General features: G+C 62.3%; 18 protein-coding genes. 4 read left to right on the top strand and 14 right to left on the bottom strand.

Annotation, left to right across the window (positions count from 1 at the left end):
• Nucleotides 1-161: 161 nt before the first annotated feature.
• Complete coding sequence (locus NKK50_RS13105; RefSeq protein WP_023669120.1) at nt 162-485, bottom strand: TfoX/Sxy family protein; 324 nt, start codon at nt 483-485, stop codon at nt 162-164.
• Between the two features lie 83 nt (nt 486-568).
• Here NKK50_RS13105 and NKK50_RS13100 point away from each other — a divergent pair, with 83 nt between their 5' ends.
• Nucleotides 569-1,066: a GFA family protein gene (locus NKK50_RS13100; RefSeq protein WP_352543534.1), complete on the top strand. Its 498-nt coding sequence runs from the start codon at nt 569-571 to the stop codon at nt 1,064-1,066.
• Between the two features lie 148 nt (nt 1,067-1,214).
• On the opposite strand, the gene sufA is transcribed toward NKK50_RS13100, so the two are convergent.
• From sufA to NKK50_RS13055, 9 genes are all read right to left on the bottom strand, one after another.
• Entirely contained in the window at nt 1,215-1,595 is a 381-nt protein-coding gene (gene sufA, locus NKK50_RS13095; protein ID WP_013532156.1) for a Fe-S cluster assembly scaffold SufA, read from the bottom strand.
• A gap of 105 nt (nt 1,596-1,700) precedes the next feature.
• Entirely contained in the window at nt 1,701-2,087 is a 387-nt protein-coding gene (locus tag NKK50_RS13090) for an SUF system Fe-S cluster assembly protein (RefSeq protein ID WP_023669122.1), read from the bottom strand.
• Nucleotides 2,088-2,108: 21 nt separating this feature from the next.
• Nucleotides 2,109-3,350: a cysteine desulfurase gene (locus NKK50_RS13085; protein ID WP_023748560.1), complete on the bottom strand. Its 1,242-nt coding sequence runs from the start codon at nt 3,348-3,350 to the stop codon at nt 2,109-2,111.
• Between the two features lie 137 nt (nt 3,351-3,487).
• Entirely contained in the window at nt 3,488-4,756 is a 1,269-nt protein-coding gene (gene sufD, locus NKK50_RS13080) for a Fe-S cluster assembly protein SufD (RefSeq protein WP_023700862.1), read from the bottom strand.
• Nucleotides 4,757-4,799: 43 nt separating this feature from the next.
• Complete coding sequence (sufC, locus tag NKK50_RS13075) at nt 4,800-5,555, bottom strand: Fe-S cluster assembly ATPase SufC (RefSeq protein ID WP_023684862.1); 756 nt, start codon at nt 5,553-5,555, stop codon at nt 4,800-4,802.
• Complete coding sequence (locus NKK50_RS13070) at nt 5,548-5,835, bottom strand: hypothetical protein (protein ID WP_155923560.1); 288 nt, start codon at nt 5,833-5,835, stop codon at nt 5,548-5,550. The genes sufC and NKK50_RS13070 overlap by 8 nt, the downstream gene beginning before the upstream one ends.
• A gap of 4 nt (nt 5,836-5,839) precedes the next feature.
• Nucleotides 5,840-6,004: a hypothetical protein gene (locus tag NKK50_RS13065; RefSeq protein ID WP_156033695.1), complete on the bottom strand. Its 165-nt coding sequence runs from the start codon at nt 6,002-6,004 to the stop codon at nt 5,840-5,842.
• Between the two features lie 306 nt (nt 6,005-6,310).
• Entirely contained in the window at nt 6,311-7,828 is a 1,518-nt protein-coding gene (sufB, locus tag NKK50_RS13060) for a Fe-S cluster assembly protein SufB (protein WP_023706434.1), read from the bottom strand.
• A gap of 187 nt (nt 7,829-8,015) precedes the next feature.
• A complete protein-coding gene (locus NKK50_RS13055) occupies nt 8,016-9,179 on the bottom strand; it encodes a cysteine desulfurase family protein (protein ID WP_023745964.1) in 1,164 nt (387 codons plus the stop codon).
• A 255-nt stretch (nt 9,180-9,434) separates the two neighbouring features.
• Here NKK50_RS13055 and NKK50_RS13050 point away from each other — a divergent pair, with 255 nt between their 5' ends.
• Both NKK50_RS13050 and NKK50_RS13045 read left to right on the top strand, forming a co-directional pair.
• Nucleotides 9,435-10,109, top strand: coding sequence for an alpha/beta hydrolase (locus NKK50_RS13050; RefSeq protein ID WP_023669128.1), 675 nt, complete (start codon nt 9,435-9,437; stop codon nt 10,107-10,109).
• A 212-nt stretch (nt 10,110-10,321) separates the two neighbouring features.
• A complete protein-coding gene (locus NKK50_RS13045) occupies nt 10,322-10,969 on the top strand; it encodes an FMN-binding negative transcriptional regulator (RefSeq protein WP_352543533.1) in 648 nt (215 codons plus the stop codon).
• Between the two features lie 30 nt (nt 10,970-10,999).
• On the opposite strand, the gene NKK50_RS13040 is transcribed toward NKK50_RS13045, so the two are convergent.
• The 4 genes from NKK50_RS13040 to NKK50_RS13025 are packed head-to-tail and all read right to left on the bottom strand — an operon-like array spanning nt 11,000 to nt 14,678.
• Entirely contained in the window at nt 11,000-11,905 is a 906-nt protein-coding gene (locus NKK50_RS13040) for a phosphatase PAP2 family protein (RefSeq protein WP_352543532.1), read from the bottom strand.
• Between the two features lie 30 nt (nt 11,906-11,935).
• Nucleotides 11,936-13,579, bottom strand: coding sequence for an ArnT family glycosyltransferase (locus NKK50_RS13035; protein ID WP_352543531.1), 1,644 nt, complete (start codon nt 13,577-13,579; stop codon nt 11,936-11,938).
• A 39-nt stretch (nt 13,580-13,618) separates the two neighbouring features.
• Nucleotides 13,619-13,951 carry a lipid-A-disaccharide synthase N-terminal domain-containing protein gene (locus tag NKK50_RS13030; protein ID WP_023669132.1) on the bottom strand — a complete coding sequence of 111 codons (333 nt, stop codon included), beginning with the start codon at nt 13,949-13,951 and terminating at the stop codon, nt 13,619-13,621.
• A complete protein-coding gene (locus tag NKK50_RS13025) occupies nt 13,944-14,678 on the bottom strand; it encodes a glycosyltransferase family 2 protein (RefSeq protein WP_023694104.1) in 735 nt (244 codons plus the stop codon). The genes NKK50_RS13030 and NKK50_RS13025 overlap by 8 nt, the downstream gene beginning before the upstream one ends.
• 254 nt (nt 14,679-14,932) lie before the next feature.
• On the opposite strand from NKK50_RS13025, the gene tyrS reads away from it, so the two are divergent.
• Nucleotides 14,933-16,186 carry a tyrosine--tRNA ligase gene (tyrS, locus tag NKK50_RS13020; RefSeq protein WP_352543530.1) on the top strand — a complete coding sequence of 418 codons (1,254 nt, stop codon included), beginning with the start codon at nt 14,933-14,935 and terminating at the stop codon, nt 16,184-16,186.
• Nucleotides 16,187-16,202 lie beyond the last annotated feature (16 nt).

Raw genomic sequence — 16,202 nt, 5'->3', positions numbered from 1 at the left:
CGGCCATCTCCCCCGCAAGGAGGGAGATTAACAGCTTAGCCGCAGGCTCCCATTTTCAACGTTGGTGATTGGCGAAGGCCAATGTGACAACTGATCTCCCCCCTTGCGGGGGAGATGTCCGGCAGGACAGAGGGGGTGGGAAGAAACGCGGCGGTCCCGGTTCACTTCCCCGCCCTTCGTCCCGCCTCATACGCCCGGCGCGCCCACACCCTCATCTCGTCAGGATCATCAAACGCGTCGTCGGGAATGCTCCAGTACGGCATCGCGACCAGCTTGCCGTGGCGGGTGCCGGTATAGGTCCATTGCTTGCAGCCGGCGGCTTCGAAGTCGGGCGCGCTTTGCTCGTCAGCCTTGAGCAGCAATTCGCCGCGCAGCACGATGGCGACGATGACGCCGTCGAAATAGATACCCTTGCCGCCGAACAGTTTTCGGATACTGACCGGGCCGAGGCCTTCGAACAGTTCTTCGATGCGTTCATTGTCCATGCCGCAATCATGTCACCGGGCTTGCCATGGCTGCAACCAAAAACCATGCTGGCAAGTTGAGAGCCATCCGTCGGAGTTCTGTCATGCCGCTGCTGCTCAAGGGATCCTGCCGCTGCGATGCCGTCCATTTCGAGGTGGAGAGCAACACGCCGGTGCCGTTCATGCTGTGCTACTGCTCGATCTGCCGCAAGCAGCAGGGCGGCGGCGGCTTCGCCATCAATCTCGGCGCCGATTACAAGACGCTGAAAATCAAGGGCAAGCGCAATCTCGGCGTCTACCAGGCCGAGATCGCGGACGACGAGCATCCAAAGTGCGAGATTTCGACGGGCGAGCGCGATTTCTGCAAGAAGTGCGGTTCGGCGCTCTGGCTCTACGATCCGACATGGCCGGACCTGGTCCACCCCTTCGCCTCGGCAATCGACAGCGAGTTGCCGAAACCGCCGGAGAAGGTGCATCTGATGTTGAAATACAAGGCGAGTTGGGTCGAGCCGGTGATCGGCAAAAAGGACAAGGTCTTCGACGTCTATCCCGAGGAATCGATCGCCGACTGGCACAAGCGGACGAAGATGTGGGTGAAGTAAGCAGGGAGGCGCGGAGCGCGACTTCCGATGGTCAGCGCTGCCCCTCATCCGGCCCTTCGGCCGTTCGTCATTCGAAAAGCCAAGCAATTGGCTTTTCGCCCGCTGCGCGGACCATTCCTCACCTCCCCGTGAACGGGGAGAAGGAAGATCAGGCCGAAGCGCGCGCCTCAGCCAGCGCCTTCAGGTCGGCGGGCTTCAGTTCGACGGATTCGCCGCAGCCGCAGGCCGAACTCTGGTTCGGGTTGTGGAAGGTGAAGCCGGTGCGCAGCGTGGTCTGCTCGAAATCCATCTCGGTGCCGAACAGGAAAAGGGCAGCCTCGGGCGCGACATAGACATGCGCGCCGTCGCGTTCGATATGGTCGTCCTTGGTATTGGGCTCGGTCACCAGGTCGACCGTGTATTCCATGCCGGCGCAGCCGCCCTTCTTGATGCCGAGGCGAATGCCATGCGCATTGTCGCGCGTGGCGACGATCTCGCGCACCCGGTCGGCGGCCTTTTCGGTCATCGTGATGACGGCGAAGCGTCCCATTCTTTTTCCTCTTCCATTCCATGCAGGTTCAAGGCCTGCCGAATGATTCCTCACCTAAAATGGTGAAGTTTTACCACTGGTGCAAGTGCACCAACCTCAGTCAACCTAGTACCAGCCCACCGCCACCTGCGCCTCTTCCGACATGCGGTCGGGCGACCAGGGCGGGTCGAAGGTCATGTTGACCTCGACGCCGGAGACGCCTTCGACGGCGCCGACGGCGTTTTCCACCCAGCCGGGCATTTCGCCGGCCACCGGACAGCCGGGCGCGGTCAGCGTCATGTCGATCTTGACCGCGCGGTTGTCCTCGATGTCGATCTTGTAGATGAGGCCGAGCTCATAGATGTCGGCCGGTATTTCCGGGTCATAGACCGTCTTCAGCGCCGAGACGATGTCGTCGGTCAGCCGCGCCAACTCGTCGGCGGGAATGGCCGAGGCGGAAACCAGCGGATTGACGGCCGCTTCCGGCGCGGTGGTGTGGCTCGCATCATCCATGGTCGTCATCCAAAGAACCTGTCACCCGAAGAACTTGCGCGCTTTTTCCAGCGCATCGGCCAAAGCGTCGACTTCGGCCCTGGTATTATACATGCCGAACGATGCCCTGCATGTGGAGGTTACGCCAAAGCGTTTCAACAGCGGCTGGGCGCAATGGGTGCCCGCGCGGACGGCAACACCTTGCCTGTCTATCACCATCGACACGTCATGGGCATGAATGCCCTGCAATTCGAAGGAAATGATGGCGCCCTTGTCCGGCGCGTCGCCGAAGATGCGCAGCGAGTTGATGGCGCGCAGCCGCTCGTGCGCGTAGGTCTTGAGGTCGGCCTCGTGCGCGGCGATGCGCTCGCGGCCGATCTTTTCCATGTATTCCAATGCTGCACCCAGCCCGATCGCCTGGACGATCGGCGGCGTGCCGGCCTCGAAGCGGTGCGGCGGCTCGTTGTAGGTGACGACGTCTTCCGTCACTTCCTCGATCATCTCGCCGCCGCCCATGAAAGGGCGCATGGCCGAGAGAATATCCTTCTTGCCGTAGAGCACGCCGATGCCGGAGGGCCCGTAGACCTTGTGGCCGGTGAAGACGAAGAAATCGCAATCGAGGTCCTGGACGTCGATCGGCATGTGCACGGCGCTCTGGCTGCCGTCGACAAGTACGGGAATTCCACGCGAATGCGCGATGCGCACGATCTCCTTGATCGGCGTCACCGTGCCCAGCGCGTTCGACATATGCGTGATGGCGACGAGCTTGGTCTTGTCGGTCAGGCGCTTTTCGAATTCCTCGATGCGGAAGATGCCGAGATCGTCGACCGGCACCCAGACCAGCTTGGCGCCCTGCCGCTCCCGGATGAAATGCCACGGCACGATGTTGGAGTGGTGCTCCATGATCGACAGAACGATCTCGTCGCCCGCGCCGATATTGGGCATGCCATAGCCGTAAGCGACGGTGTTGATCGCCGCGGTCGTGTTCGAGGTGAATACGATGTTGTCGGTGCTTGGCGCGTTGAGGAAGCGGCGCACCGTCTCGCGCGCCTTCTCGTAGGCGTCGGTCGCGGCATTGGACAGGAAATGCAGGCCGCGATGGACGTTGGCGTATTCCTGGGAATAGGCGTGCTGGATCGTATCCAGCACCACCTGCGGCTTCTGTGCCGAGGCGCCATTGTCGAGATAGACCAGCGGTTTGCCGTAGACTTCGCGCGACAGGATCGGGAAGTCGCGGCGGATCGCCTCGACGTCGTAGGGGGTGGTTTCGAGTTTCTGGTCCATTACAAGCTCTCTTGAGGCAACGCCTCACTCCGTCACTCGCCCCTCATCCGACCGAGCTTCGCTCGGCCACCGCCCGGGGCGAGTCACTTGCCTCGCCCGTCCTTCGGACCCCACAAGGGGAGAAGGGAAAGAGGTGCTTACCCATGGGCCACGAACCAGTCGTCCAGCCTTGTTTCCAGGGCCTCGACGATGGTTTCGTCGTCCAGTTCCTCGATCACTTCGGCGACGAACGCCTTGACCAGCAGGCCACGGGCGCTCTTCTCGTCGATGCCGCGCGCCATCAGGTAGAACAGATGGTTGTGGTCGATCTCGGTAACGGTCGCGCCGTGGCCGCAGATGACGTCGTCGGCGAAGATTTCCAGCTCCGGCTTGGTCGAGAACTCGCCATCATCCGACAAAAGCAGCGTGTTGCAGGCCATCTTAGCGTTGGTCTTCTGCGCGTATTGGTGGACGTTGATGCGGCCCTGGAAGACGCCGCGCGCCTTGCCGGTCACCACATTGCGGATCACTTCCGTCGATGTCGTATGCGGCACGGCATGGTCGAGCACCATGGTCACGTCGGTGTGGGTGTCGCCGGCCAGAAGGTTGATGCCGCGCAATTTGAAATCGGCGCCTTCGCCCGTGGTCTTCACCACGATCTCCTGGCGCACAAGCTTGCCGCCGGCATTCATGAAGAACAGCGTCAGCTTCGAATTCTTGCCGAGATGCGCCTTGAACTGCGCCAGATGGGTGGCCGTTTCCGGCTGTTCCTGGATGATCAGCCAGGTCACCTCGGCGCCCTCGCCCAACACCAGCTGGCTGACGGAGCTGGCCAGAGCCGCGCCCTCGCCCGCCTGACGCTCGACGATCGCAGCCTTGGCGCCGGCGCCGACACGCACGGGAAAGCGCACATGGGTCTGTCCGCCGGCTTGCAGGTTCTGCAATTCGATCGGCTTTTCCAGTGCTGCGCCATCGGCGATGTCGACGAAATAGCCGTCGGCGACGAAAGCAGTGTTCAGCGCGCCGATGGCGTCATCGCTGCCATAGGGCTCGAGGCCGGGTGCAATCGAGCCGTCGGTCAGCTTTTCCGACAGGCGCTGGATCGTCACGCCCTCGATCGCGGGGAATTTCGCACTCGAGACGCCGTTCAGAACCGCCAGCACGGCGGAACCTTCGACGATGGGCGTTAGCGTTTTGGCGGCGGCCGTCGGATCGAATGCCGGCACCGCGGTCAACAGCCGGCGCAGGTCAGTGTAATGCCAGGATTCGATGCGCCGCGTCGGCAGCCCGTGCTTGATCGCCTCGATGGCGTCGTCGCGCTTCAGCATCACCGCGCCGTCACCCGGCAGCAACGACAGACGCTCGCCGAAAGCGTCGATCAACGCCGTTTCGGCCTGCGTGCGCTGGGGTTGTGTATGCATATTCATCAGTTTTGCCCCGCCTTTCAGCATAAAATGGCCTTCTGGCGTCTCACGCGGCTTCGCCGATCACGCCGGCATAGCCATTGGCTTCGAGATCGAGCGCCAGCGACTTGTCGCCGGACTTGATCACCTGGCCCTTGTATAGGACGTGCACGCTATCGGGCACGATGTGCTCGAGCAGGCGCTGGTAGTGGGTGATGACGATGATGGCACGGTCGGGCGAACGCAGCGCGTTGACGCCGTCCGAGACGATCTTCAGCGCATCGATGTCTAGGCCTGAATCGGTCTCGTCGAGCACGCAGAGCTTTGGCTCCAGCAGCTTCATCTGCAGGATCTCGGCCCGCTTCTTCTCGCCGCCGGAAAAGCCGACATTGAGCGGCCGCTTCAGCATCGCCATGTCCATCGAGAGCGAGGCTGCCGCCTCTTTCACCCGCTTCAAAAATTCCGGAATTTTTAGCGGCTCCTCGCCGCGCGCCTTGCGCTGCTCGTTCATCGCCACCTTCAGGAACTCCATGGTCGCGACGCCAGGTATCTCCATCGGATACTGGAAGGCGAGGAAGATGCCCGCGGTGGCGCGCTCGGCCGGATCCATTTCGAGGATCGACTGGCCGTTATAGAGGATGTCGCCTTCGGTGACCTCATAGTCCTCACGGCCGGCGAGGATGTAGGACAGCGTCGATTTGCCCGAGCCGTTCGGACCCATGATGGCAGCGACCTCGCCGTTTTTCACCGTCAGGTTCAGGCCGCGGATGATCTCGGTGCCGTCATCGACGATGCGGGCATGCAGGTTCTTGATCTCAAGCATTGTTCTTTTCTCTGAAATAATCGTCGTAGGTGACTGTGTAATCGGTGTGCCGGCGCTGCAGGGTTTTGAACCGCCAGAAGGACAGGCCGAACCCCACCGCGAAAACCGCAAGGCCGACCAGCGGATGGACGAACGCCGCCAAAACGGCGCCTACCAGGGCCGAGGCTACTGCGGCCGCGGCGTATTTCATCGTGGCGATGTTGCCCTCGCGACGAACCGCCCACAGCCGCCGCCAGCGAACCGCAAACCAGATCTCGTCGCGAGACAGCGTCATGGTCATCTCTTCAGCCATCAACCAAGTGGCGCAGAAACGGCAGTATAATTGCCGAGACCAGCCCGGTCACGGCGCCCGCCGCCATCCGGCGCGGCGTCGACTGGATGGAGGGCGCGACAGCGCAGAGCGCGCCGCACACCAAAGCGTAAAAAACGATCGGAACCGTATCCATCATTTCAACTTCCTTTCAAACGTTCAGTTTCAATCCCATGCCTTGTGCACGGTCCTGAACGCTTGGCGGGTCGCTATCCTTCCAGTGTCCATCGCATTGCCTATCCGAGCGCCTACGCCCGGTTATTCTACATCTGCGTCAGGGCTTGCCAAAGTCCTCGCCAAAAGCCATCCGGCGAGTAGGCCGCGCCGAGCAGCACTATCCCTATCGCGCAAAACCAGAACGCAACGCCCAGGCCCGCTTCCCAGTTATCCACTCGATCCCGCAGATAGACATGTTTTTCCACGGATTCGCGTTTGCGCGCCCTTGTCACCCCACGCTACCCTCAAGGCTGATGCCGATAAGCTTCTGCGCTTCGACCGCGAACTCCATCGGCAGCTGCTGGATGACATCCTTGACGAAGCCGTTGACGATCAGCGCGATCGCCTCCTCTTCCGGGATGCCGCGCTGCATGACGTAGAACTTCTGGTCCTCGGAAATCTTTGACGTCGTCGCCTCATGCTCGAACTGCGCCGTCGAGTTCTTGGCTTCCATGTAGGGCACGGTGTGCGCGCCGCACTGGTCGCCGATCAGGAGACTATCGCAATTGGTGAAGTTGCGGGCGTTGGTCGCCTTGCGGTGCGCCGAGACCTGGCCGCGATAGGTGTTCTGCGAGAAGCCGGCGGCAATGCCCTTGGAGATGATGCGGCTCGACGTGTTCTTGCCGAGATGGATCATCTTGGTGCCGCTATCGACCTGCTGGTAGCCGTTCGACACAGCGATCGAATAGAACTCGCCGGAGGAATCGTCGCCGCGCAGGATGCAGCTGGGATATTTCCAGGTGATCGCCGAACCGGTCTCGACCTGCGTCCACGAGATCTTCGAACGGTGGCCGCGGCAGTCGCCGCGCTTGGTGACGAAATTGTAGATGCCGCCCTTGCCCTCGGCATCGCCGGGGTACCAGTTCTGCACCGTCGAATATTTGATCTCGGCATCGTCGAGCGCCACCAGTTCGACGACGGCGGCATGCAGCTGGTTCTCGTCGCGCTGCGGCGCCGTGCAGCCTTCGAGATAGGAGACGTAAGCCCCCTCCTCGGCGATGATCAGCGTGCGCTCGAACTGGCCGGTGTTCTTCTCGTTCATGCGGAAATAGGTCGACAGCTCCATCGGGCAGCGCACGCCCTTGGGCACGAAGACGAACGAGCCGTCGGTGAAGACAGCCGAATTCAGCGTGGCGTAGAAATTGTCGGATGTCGGCACGACCGAGCCGAGATATTTCTGCACCAGCTCCGGATGCTCGCGGATGGCTTCCGAGATCGAGCAGAAGATGACGCCGGCCTGCGCCAGTTCCTTCTTGAACGTGGTGACGACGGAAACGGAATCAAACACCGCGTCGACCGCGACACGGCCCGATTTGTAGACGTTGTCGCTGGGCTCCTCGAGATCGGAGACGTCGGTTTTCTGCACGCCGGCGAGGATTTCTTGTTCCCGCAGCGGAATGCCGAGCTTCTCGTAGACCTTCAACAGCTCGGGATCGACGTCGCTCAGCGAGGTCGGGCCGGGCGTGCTCTTGGGCGCCGCGTAGTAATAGAGGTCCTGAAAGTCGATCTTCGGATAATGGACGCGCGCCCAGGTCGGCTCTTCCAGCGTCAGCCAGCGCCGATAGGCTTCCAGACGCCATTCCAGCATCCAGGACGGTTCATCCTTCTTGGCCGAGATGAAGCGAATAATGTCTTCGCTCAGGCCCTTGGGGGCCTTGTCCATCGCGATCTCTGTCTGGAATCCGTATTTGTACTGGTCGACGTCGATCTTTCGGACCCGATCGATCGTGTCCTGCACAGCAGGCATAAGCGTTCTCCATCCACGCCGGGGTCAAGGCCCGACAGTTTTCAAACTATGGCATCGCCGAGGGCTGCCCATGAGGCGCCGAAGGCGGCGTAAGTTTCATATAGTGCGTCTCGGCCGGGAATTCACCCGGCCACTTGCAAACGCACGGCTCTACCAGGCCGCGAGGCCTGAATTCTTTGTCGCCGCCTCAGGCGGCTTGTTCCCTGCCCGCCCGGCGCTGGGCAATACCGGCCAGCGCAGCACGGAACAGTTCGATATCCCCGGCACTCGTTGCGTGGCCGATGGACACGCGCAAAGCGCCCAGGCTGTCGCCGTAACCCATGGCTTTCAGCACATGGCTCGGCCCGACCTTGCCCGACGAACAGGCCGATCCCGCCGACAGCGCAACGCCGGCCAGATCGAACGCGATCTGCGCCGTCTCGGCCTTCACGCCGGGAATAGCGAAGAATGTCGTGTTGGCAAGCCTTGGCGCGCCGGATCCGAAGATTTCTGCGTCCGGCACCAGTGTTTTGATGATGGTTTCGACTTCGTCGCGGCGGTGCGCAAGCGTATCGACATGGTTCAGTCCGGCCAAAGCCTGCCGCGCCGCAGCGCCAAAGCCGGCGATGGCCGCCAAGTTTTCGGTGCCGCCGCGATGGCCCCTTTCCTGGCCGCCGCCATTGATCAGCGGCTTCGGCATCATCAGATCGGCTGCCGCAACGATGGCACCGACGCCCTTGGGGCCGCCGATCTTGTGCGAAGACAGAATCAAATAGTCGGCGTAAGCCGCTGACATGTCGATGGGAACGCGGCCCGCAGCCTGCACCGCGTCGACCACCAGAATGCCGCCCGCCGCCTTGACGATTGCAGCGATTGCCTCGATCGGCTGGATGACGCCGGTCTCGTTGTTGGCGGCATGGATCGCGACCAACGGCAGGCCTTCGGCCTTGTCATGCGCGGCCAGAGCGGCTGTCAGCTGAGCGAGGTCGGCAATGCCATCGGCGTCGACGCCGATCCGCGAAACCTGTGTTGCCGGGAAGCGGCCGCCGTTCAACAGGCAAGGGTGGTCGGCCTCGCAGACATAGAGCCGGCTCATGCGCACCGTGACACGGCCCATCCGCCAATCCGGCGTCAGCAGCGTTGATGCGGCTTCCGTCGCGCCCGAGGTGAAGACAACATGCTCGGCCTTGGCGCCGACAAGTGCTGCCACATCGCGCCGGGCAGTGTCGATCAGGCGCCGCGCCGCGCGCCCCTCGGCATGCACCGACGACGGATTGGCGACGAGATCGAGCGCGGCAATCATCGCCTCGCGCGCCTCGGTAATGAGCGGCGCGCTGGCATTGTAGTCGAGATAGGCGCGTGCTGCGGCCATTTTCACCCAATCGATCCCGTCAAGACCCTTTCCGCAAGGATAGCGCGTTATTTCCTTGAAATTGCAAGGCAAGACGTCCTATTTACGCGGCTTGCGGCGAGGATGGCCGGGCCGTCACGGCTGGCTATCCAGTTTTGAACAATTCTAAACTAGCTTCTAAGAAGACGCTTGCCCTGCGTCAAGGCCCGGAAGGGCTGGGGCTGGAGTAAGAATTGTTCCGGGCGCCGCGCATTCGTATGCCATTTGGAGTATTTCATGCCTGAGGTCATTTTCACCGGTCCGGCCGGCCGCCTGGAGGGCCGCTACCAGCCTTCCAAGGAGAAGAGCGCGCCGATTGCCATCGTGTTGCATCCGCATCCGCAATTCGGCGGCACGATGAACAACAAGATCGTCTATGACCTCTTCTACATGTTCCAGAAGCGCGATTTCACCACGCTTCGCTTCAACTTCCGCGGCATCGGCCGCAGCCAGGGCGAATTCGACCACGGCACCGGCGAATTGTCGGATGCCGCCGCAGCGCTCGACTGGGTGCAGTCGCTGCATCCGGATTCCAAGAGCTGCTGGGTGGCCGGTTATTCCTTCGGCTCCTGGATCGGCATGCAGCTTCTGATGCGCCGGCCCGAGATCGAGGGCTTCATCTCGATCGCGCCGCAGCCCAACACCTATGATTTCTCGTTCCTGGCGCCCTGCCCGTCATCGGGTCTGATCATCCATGGCGATGCCGACAAGGTGGCGCCGCCCAAGGATGTGCAGGGCCTGGTCGACAAGCTGCACACGCAAAAGGGCATCACCATCACGCAGAAGACCTTGCCAGGCGCCAACCACTTCTTCGCCAACGACGCCGATCTGCTGCTCGAGGAATGCGCCGACTATCTCGACCGACGGCTGGCCGGCGAATTGTCCGATCCGCGGCCGAAGCGGCTGCGCTAAGAGCAATTCCAGGAAAAGTGTAAACGGGTTTTCCGTCCGGAATTGCGTCAAAACAAAAACTCCCGGTCCGATGCCGTCACAGTCGTGCCCATCATGGGCGCGACAATGCCATTTCGGCTGATCCAAACGGTGAAGCCAGCCTGACATGTGGCGCGGCTCGGCTGAACGGTGCACAATGCCGGTTCAGCCAGCGCAAGAAGGCATGACCGATCATGTACCAGCCTCCCCATTTCCAGGAAACGCGGCCGGACGTCCTGCACGGGCTGATCCGGACGCATCCGCTGGGGTTGCTGATCTCCAACGGCGCCGATGGCCCGGTCGCCAATGCCATTCCCTTCCTGCTTGATGCAGAGGTTGGGCCGAATGGCCGGCTGCGCGCCCATCTGGCCAGGGCCAACCCGCAATGGCGTCAGCTGGCCGACAATCCGACATCGCCGGTGCTGGTCGTCTTCCAGGGCGCCGACGCCTATGTGACGCCGTCCTGGTACGAGACCAAGCGCGAGACCGGCAAGGTCGTGCCGACCTGGAACTACGCCATTGTCCAGGTGCGAGGAACGGTAAGAGTGATCGAGGATTCCGCCTGGATCGCACAGCAGATCACCGAGCTGACGCTGTCGCAGGAAGGCGCCCGCGAGGCACCCTGGGCGGTGACCGATGCGCCGCCGACCTTCATCCAGTCGCAGATCAAGGGCATCATCGGGCTTGAGATCGAGATCGCCGAAATCAGCGGCAAGTGGAAAGTCAGCCAGAACCGGCCTGTCGCCGACCGCGTCGGTGTCGCCGAAGGGCTGGAGAAGGACGCCGCCAGCGCGCCTGACATGGCTCGGCTGGTGCGGAGCTGGGGTGGCATCGACAGCTAGCTGGGGTGGTCTTAGATGGTTCCAAAGGCGTCAGCAATTCAGTTGCTTGCCGGCGCTGCTCCAATGCGGAAATTCGTCTTGTCTCGGCGCATCGTTTTGGTTTGGTTTGCGAGCCCGACGGAATAGGCGGAACGTAGTTTTTGCCACGGGCAACCCCGACGCCGTGTAGCGAAAGATACATCCCAGCCGGCCAAGCACCATCGCGCAGACGATGGCAACAGCACAGCCAAGGCCGAAGCCGGCGACAGTGTCGCTCGGATAGTGCGCGCCGATAAAGATCCGGGTCGATGCGACCGACAAGGTTGCAGCCAGCAGCACCCATCTGCGCTGGGGCAACAACAGCAGCGCAATGCCGAAAATGACACCCATGGTCGTGGCATGGCCGGATGGGAAGCTGGCAAAGCGCGCCTCCATGGAAAAAGGATGCAGCGACAGATCGCCGAGCTTGTCGAAATTCATTGGCCTGGCTCTGCCCACGCCATATTTCAGCACGTTGACGACCATGGCCGAGAGTGCGATCGAACCCAGCACCATGAAAGCAAAGCAGGTCCAGTTGTAGAAGGTCATCCGCGCGCGCCGGGAAAGGCTGCGCCAATCCGTCAGATTCGCGGCAATCAGCACCAGTACCGACGGGACAAGATACCAGCCGCCTAGGCCGAAGAAGGTAAAAAACGCGGCGATGCGAAAGACATTGGTCGAGCCTGAAGCCCACTGCCTCGCCATGGTGCCCGCAAGATGGTCGAAACGGAGCGACACCGCGACCGTCAGCAAAAGCCAGGCCACGACCCAGACCGACCACAGGATTTTCGGGTAGCGCGCCGGGCGCGTCGCCAGGCGATGCCGTACAATCCCGAAAGTATCGCGGAAATTATCGACAGACTGCCGGAGCATGGCAGGCATAGCGGCACGCGCCGGTGATGGCGACTTCATCAACATGCGGAGCTCGGCGCGATCATCGAAGAGCTATTAGTTCGCCACACGGTACAGGCCGAGCGACAATCTATCACCTGACGAATAGTTGATGCCGTCGATCTCGGCGACGCGGCTGGCCTTCTTGCCTTGCCCTGCCAGAAGGTCATCCAGCCGTTTTTGATCGCCGACCGGCGCCAGGCCCAGCGCGCAGGCCGGATCGCCAAGCAGATGTTGCGCAACCCCGTCGACATCGGTCAGTACCGTCTTTGTGCCCACCAGAAATACCAGGCTCGGTTCGTGATATTGCGCGGAGGCGAGCACGCTCATCTCACAGGGACGATCGGCGCGAACCGCCGCCTCGATTTCCCGGCTCATCCAAATCGGTTTCAGTGACGGCACGATGACACCGAACAGCAGGGCGTAGGTTATACCGGCGCAAACCGCAGCCCCGCCGATGCGGACCAGCGGCACCAGCGTCTGGCGCGAAACAGCGAGGTAGCCGGCGCCCAATGCTGCCGCGGCGGCCGGAACGCTCCACCATAAAAATGTCTTCATGAGATAGATCGGCGCACCGACGCAAAGCACGGCGAGACCGACTGTCACCAGAACGGTGCCGAATGCGGTCGCCCACCACAGCCATGTCTGCCAGCGCCTGAGCGGCGCATTTGCCTCTTGCGGCGTCAGCGTCAAAAGCCAGCCGATGAGCAGGGCCATGCCGGGATAGGCCGGCAGCACATAATGCGGCAGTTTCGTCGGGATCAATTCGAAGACGAGCCAGAACGGAACGTACCAGGCGAGGCAGAAACGCAGGCGCGGATCGTCGCGCAATCGGTTGAGCGCCTGCAGTCCAGCGCCGAGCGCCACAAGGCCGAACGGCCACATGAACAGGCAATAGGTCAGCACGTAGAAGCCCGGCGGAACGCCGTGCGACTCCTCGCCTTGCGCGACCTTGCCGAGCATATCCTTGCCGACGGCCTGCTGCAGGAAGGCGCCGTTGCTCTTCCAGGTGATGAGGGCGAGCCAAGGCAGCACGATGAGCAGAACCAGAGCCAGCCCTCGCGCCGCTTTCAGCTTTGTCAGCCAGCACCAATCGCGCTCGAAGGCAACCAGCGTGAGCACCGTCAGCGCCGACAGCAGCGGTGCAATCGGCCCCTTGATGAGGATCGCCGCCCCCTGCGCCGCCCAGAAAATCCACGGCAGATGGCCGGCGACCGGCTCGTCGCGGCGCGATGCCAGATAAATCTGCGCCAGCGCGCCTTGCGCCAGAACGCAGCAGGCAAGCAGCATCGCGTCGGTCTTGGCGTCGCGGCCTTCGAAGGCGGTGGCGAAAATCGCCGCCATGACCAGGCCGGCGGCAAGACCGGCATTGGCGCCGAACAGATTGGCCCCGGTCCAGGCGATTGCGACGACGGCGATGGCGATGCCCAGCGCCGAGATCAGCCGGTAGATCCAGATCGGCGCCTGTGCCCCCTCGCCGCTCAGCGTCACCGCCGCCGATTGCAGCCAGTAGATGCCGATCGGCTTCTGGTAGCGCGACGCGTCCTGGAAGCGGATGTCGACATAGTCGCCGGTCTCCCTCATCTGCTTGGTCGCCTGGACGAAGCGCGGCTCGTCGCGGTCGAGCGGCGGCAAAGAGGCCAGTCCCGACGCCGTCATCATCAGGCTGAACAGGAAGAGAAAGATGTAGTTCCTGCTCATTTCGACACCGGACAGACTGGATTTGGCGGGACTGGTGGCTCAGTCGACCTTGGTCATCGCCGCCTTGCGCTCATTGGCGATGAGCCATAAATTTCTGACATAGATCACCATGCCCATGGCCTGGCCGGCGATGAAAACCGGATCCTCACGCTGGATGGCGTAGACCAGCAGCAGCCCGCCGCCGAACAGCGAGAAGAACCAGAAAGCGATCGGCACGACGCTGCGCTTGGCCTTTTCCGAAGCGATCCACTGCACCAGGAAGCGCATGGTGAAGAAGAACTGGGCAACGAAGCCGAGCAGAACCCAGGCGTCGAACTGCTTGACGAAAACCTGGTGCAGCCAGGTCGCCAATTCCTGAAACACGTTAGCCATGCGTGATTTCCTCTACCTTTGGCATTCTGCGGCGCCGGCGCCGAAGCCACCAGACGCCGGCGAGATCGAGCGCGCCCTGCAGGCCGCGATCGAAGATGCCGTAATTCGACTTGCCGTGGCGGCGGGAGCGGTCGACGACGTCGCAATGGACGACGCGGTAGCCTTCCTGGATGACAAGCGCCGGAACGAAACGATGCGTACCGTCGAAAAACGGCAGTTTGCGCAAGATATCGGTGTGGATCGCCTTTAAGCCGCAGCCAGTGTCGCGGGTGTCGTCATGCAGGATCGCGCCGCGCAGCCAGTTGGCGAAACGCGATGCCAATTGCTTGATCTTGCTGTCGCGGCGCTTCAACCGCTGCCCCTGCGCGGCGCCGAAATCGGGCCCTGCCCGACGCAGCGCATCGACCAGCACGGGGATATATTGCGGGTCGTTCTGGCCGTCGCCGTCGATGGTGGCGATTATCGAGCCGCGCGCCGCCCAGGCGCCCGAGCGCACCGAAAGCGACTGGCCGGCGGATTTTTCGTGCCGAAGCTGCCGAAGCGGAAACGGACGTGTGGCGGCTTCAGCGGCAAGCACCGAAGCGGTGTCGTCAGTCGAACCGTCATTGACGACGATGATTTCGAAGTCGCGCCCGGTCATCGCCGCCTCGATCTCGTCGATCAGCAGCGGCAGGTTCGCCGCCTCGTTGCGGCAGGGAATGACGATGGATATCAATGCGTCCGGCATATCGCGTCGGGCTCTGTCACAAGATATGGCATTCGGTGGATGCCGTGCGGTGCCGTTCCAGCGGATCGAACCCGTTGGCGCGGCGCCTCATTACGCCAGCCGACAGGATGAAGCAAGCATGCGCGGCAGTGCAGAATAGGCTGTCCATGCCGGCGCAAAATCGGAAACCACTTTTGCTTGACGCGCTTGGATGCTAAACGCCCGCGTTCAGGCCATGCCGGGCCGTTCGGACCCGGCGCTTTCAGGAAGAAACAATGCCCGCCTTCAAGTCCGATTTCCTGCGCGTCATGAGCGAGCGCGGCTTCATCCACCAGATTTCGGATGAGACCGGGCTGGATCAACTTTTCGCGAAGGAAACCGTGACCGCCTATGTCGGCTACGACGCCACGGCGACCAGCCTGCACATCGGCAATCTGATATCGGCGACCATGCTCTACTGGATGCAGGAGACCGGCCACCGGCCGATCGCACTGATGGGCGGCGGCACCTCGATGATCGGCGACCCGTCCTTCCGTGACGACCAGCGCAGCCTTTTGACGCCCGAGGCGATCGCCACCAACATCGAGGGCATCAAGCGAATTTTTGGCCGCATCCTGCGCTTCGGCGACACTGGCAACGACGCCATCATGGTCAACAATGCCGACTGGCTGATGAAGCTCAACTATGTCGAGTTCCTGCGCGATGTCGGCCGCCACTTTTCGGTCAACCGGATGCTGACCTTCGACAGCGTCAGGCTGCGGCTCGAGCGCGAACAGTCGCTGTCCTTCCTCGAATTCAACTACATGATCCTGCAGGGCTATGATTTCGTCGAGCTCAGCCGCCGCCACGACTGCCGGCTGCAGATGGGCGGTTCGGACCAGTGGGGCAACATCATCAACGGCGTCGATCTCGGCCACCGCATGGGCAGGCCGCAGCTTTATGCGCTGACCACGCCGCTGCTGACGACATCGTCGGGCGCCAAGATGGGCAAATCGGCCAAGGGCGCGGTGTGGCTGAACGGCGACCTCTTCTCGCCCTATGATTTCTGGCAATACTGGCGCAACACCGAGGATGCCGACGTCGAGCGCTTCCTGAAGATCTTCACCCGGCTGCCGCTTTCGGAGATCGCGCGGTTGGCCGCCCTTGGCGGCTCGGAGATCAACGAGGCCAAGAAGGTGCTGGCCACCGAAACCACGGCCATCGTGCACGGCCGCGAGGCGGCGCAACAAGCCGAGGAGACCGCGCGCAAGACCTTCGAGGAAGGCGTGACAGCCGAAACGCTGCCGACCGTGGAAGTGGACGGCGCCGCGCTGGAAGCCGGCATCGGCATCCTGTCGCTGCTGGTCAGCGGGGGCCTTGCCGGGTCCAACGGCGAGGCAAGGCGTCACATACAGGGTGGCGCCGTGCGCCTCAACGACCAGCCGGTGGCGGACGACCGGCGGATGGTGACGCCTCAGGATTTGAGTCCGGAAAACGTCGCAAAGCTTTCAGTGGGCAAGAAAAAGCACGTGCTTGTGCGGCCTGCCTGAGCCGTCTTCTGGGATC

It is taken from the genome of Mesorhizobium sp. M0001, from assembly GCF_040324255.1.
GTDB lineage: Bacteria > Pseudomonadota > Alphaproteobacteria > Rhizobiales > Rhizobiaceae > Mesorhizobium.
Note: the sequence above shows the minus strand (reverse complement) of the source record. Positions and strands in the feature narration are given on the sequence as shown.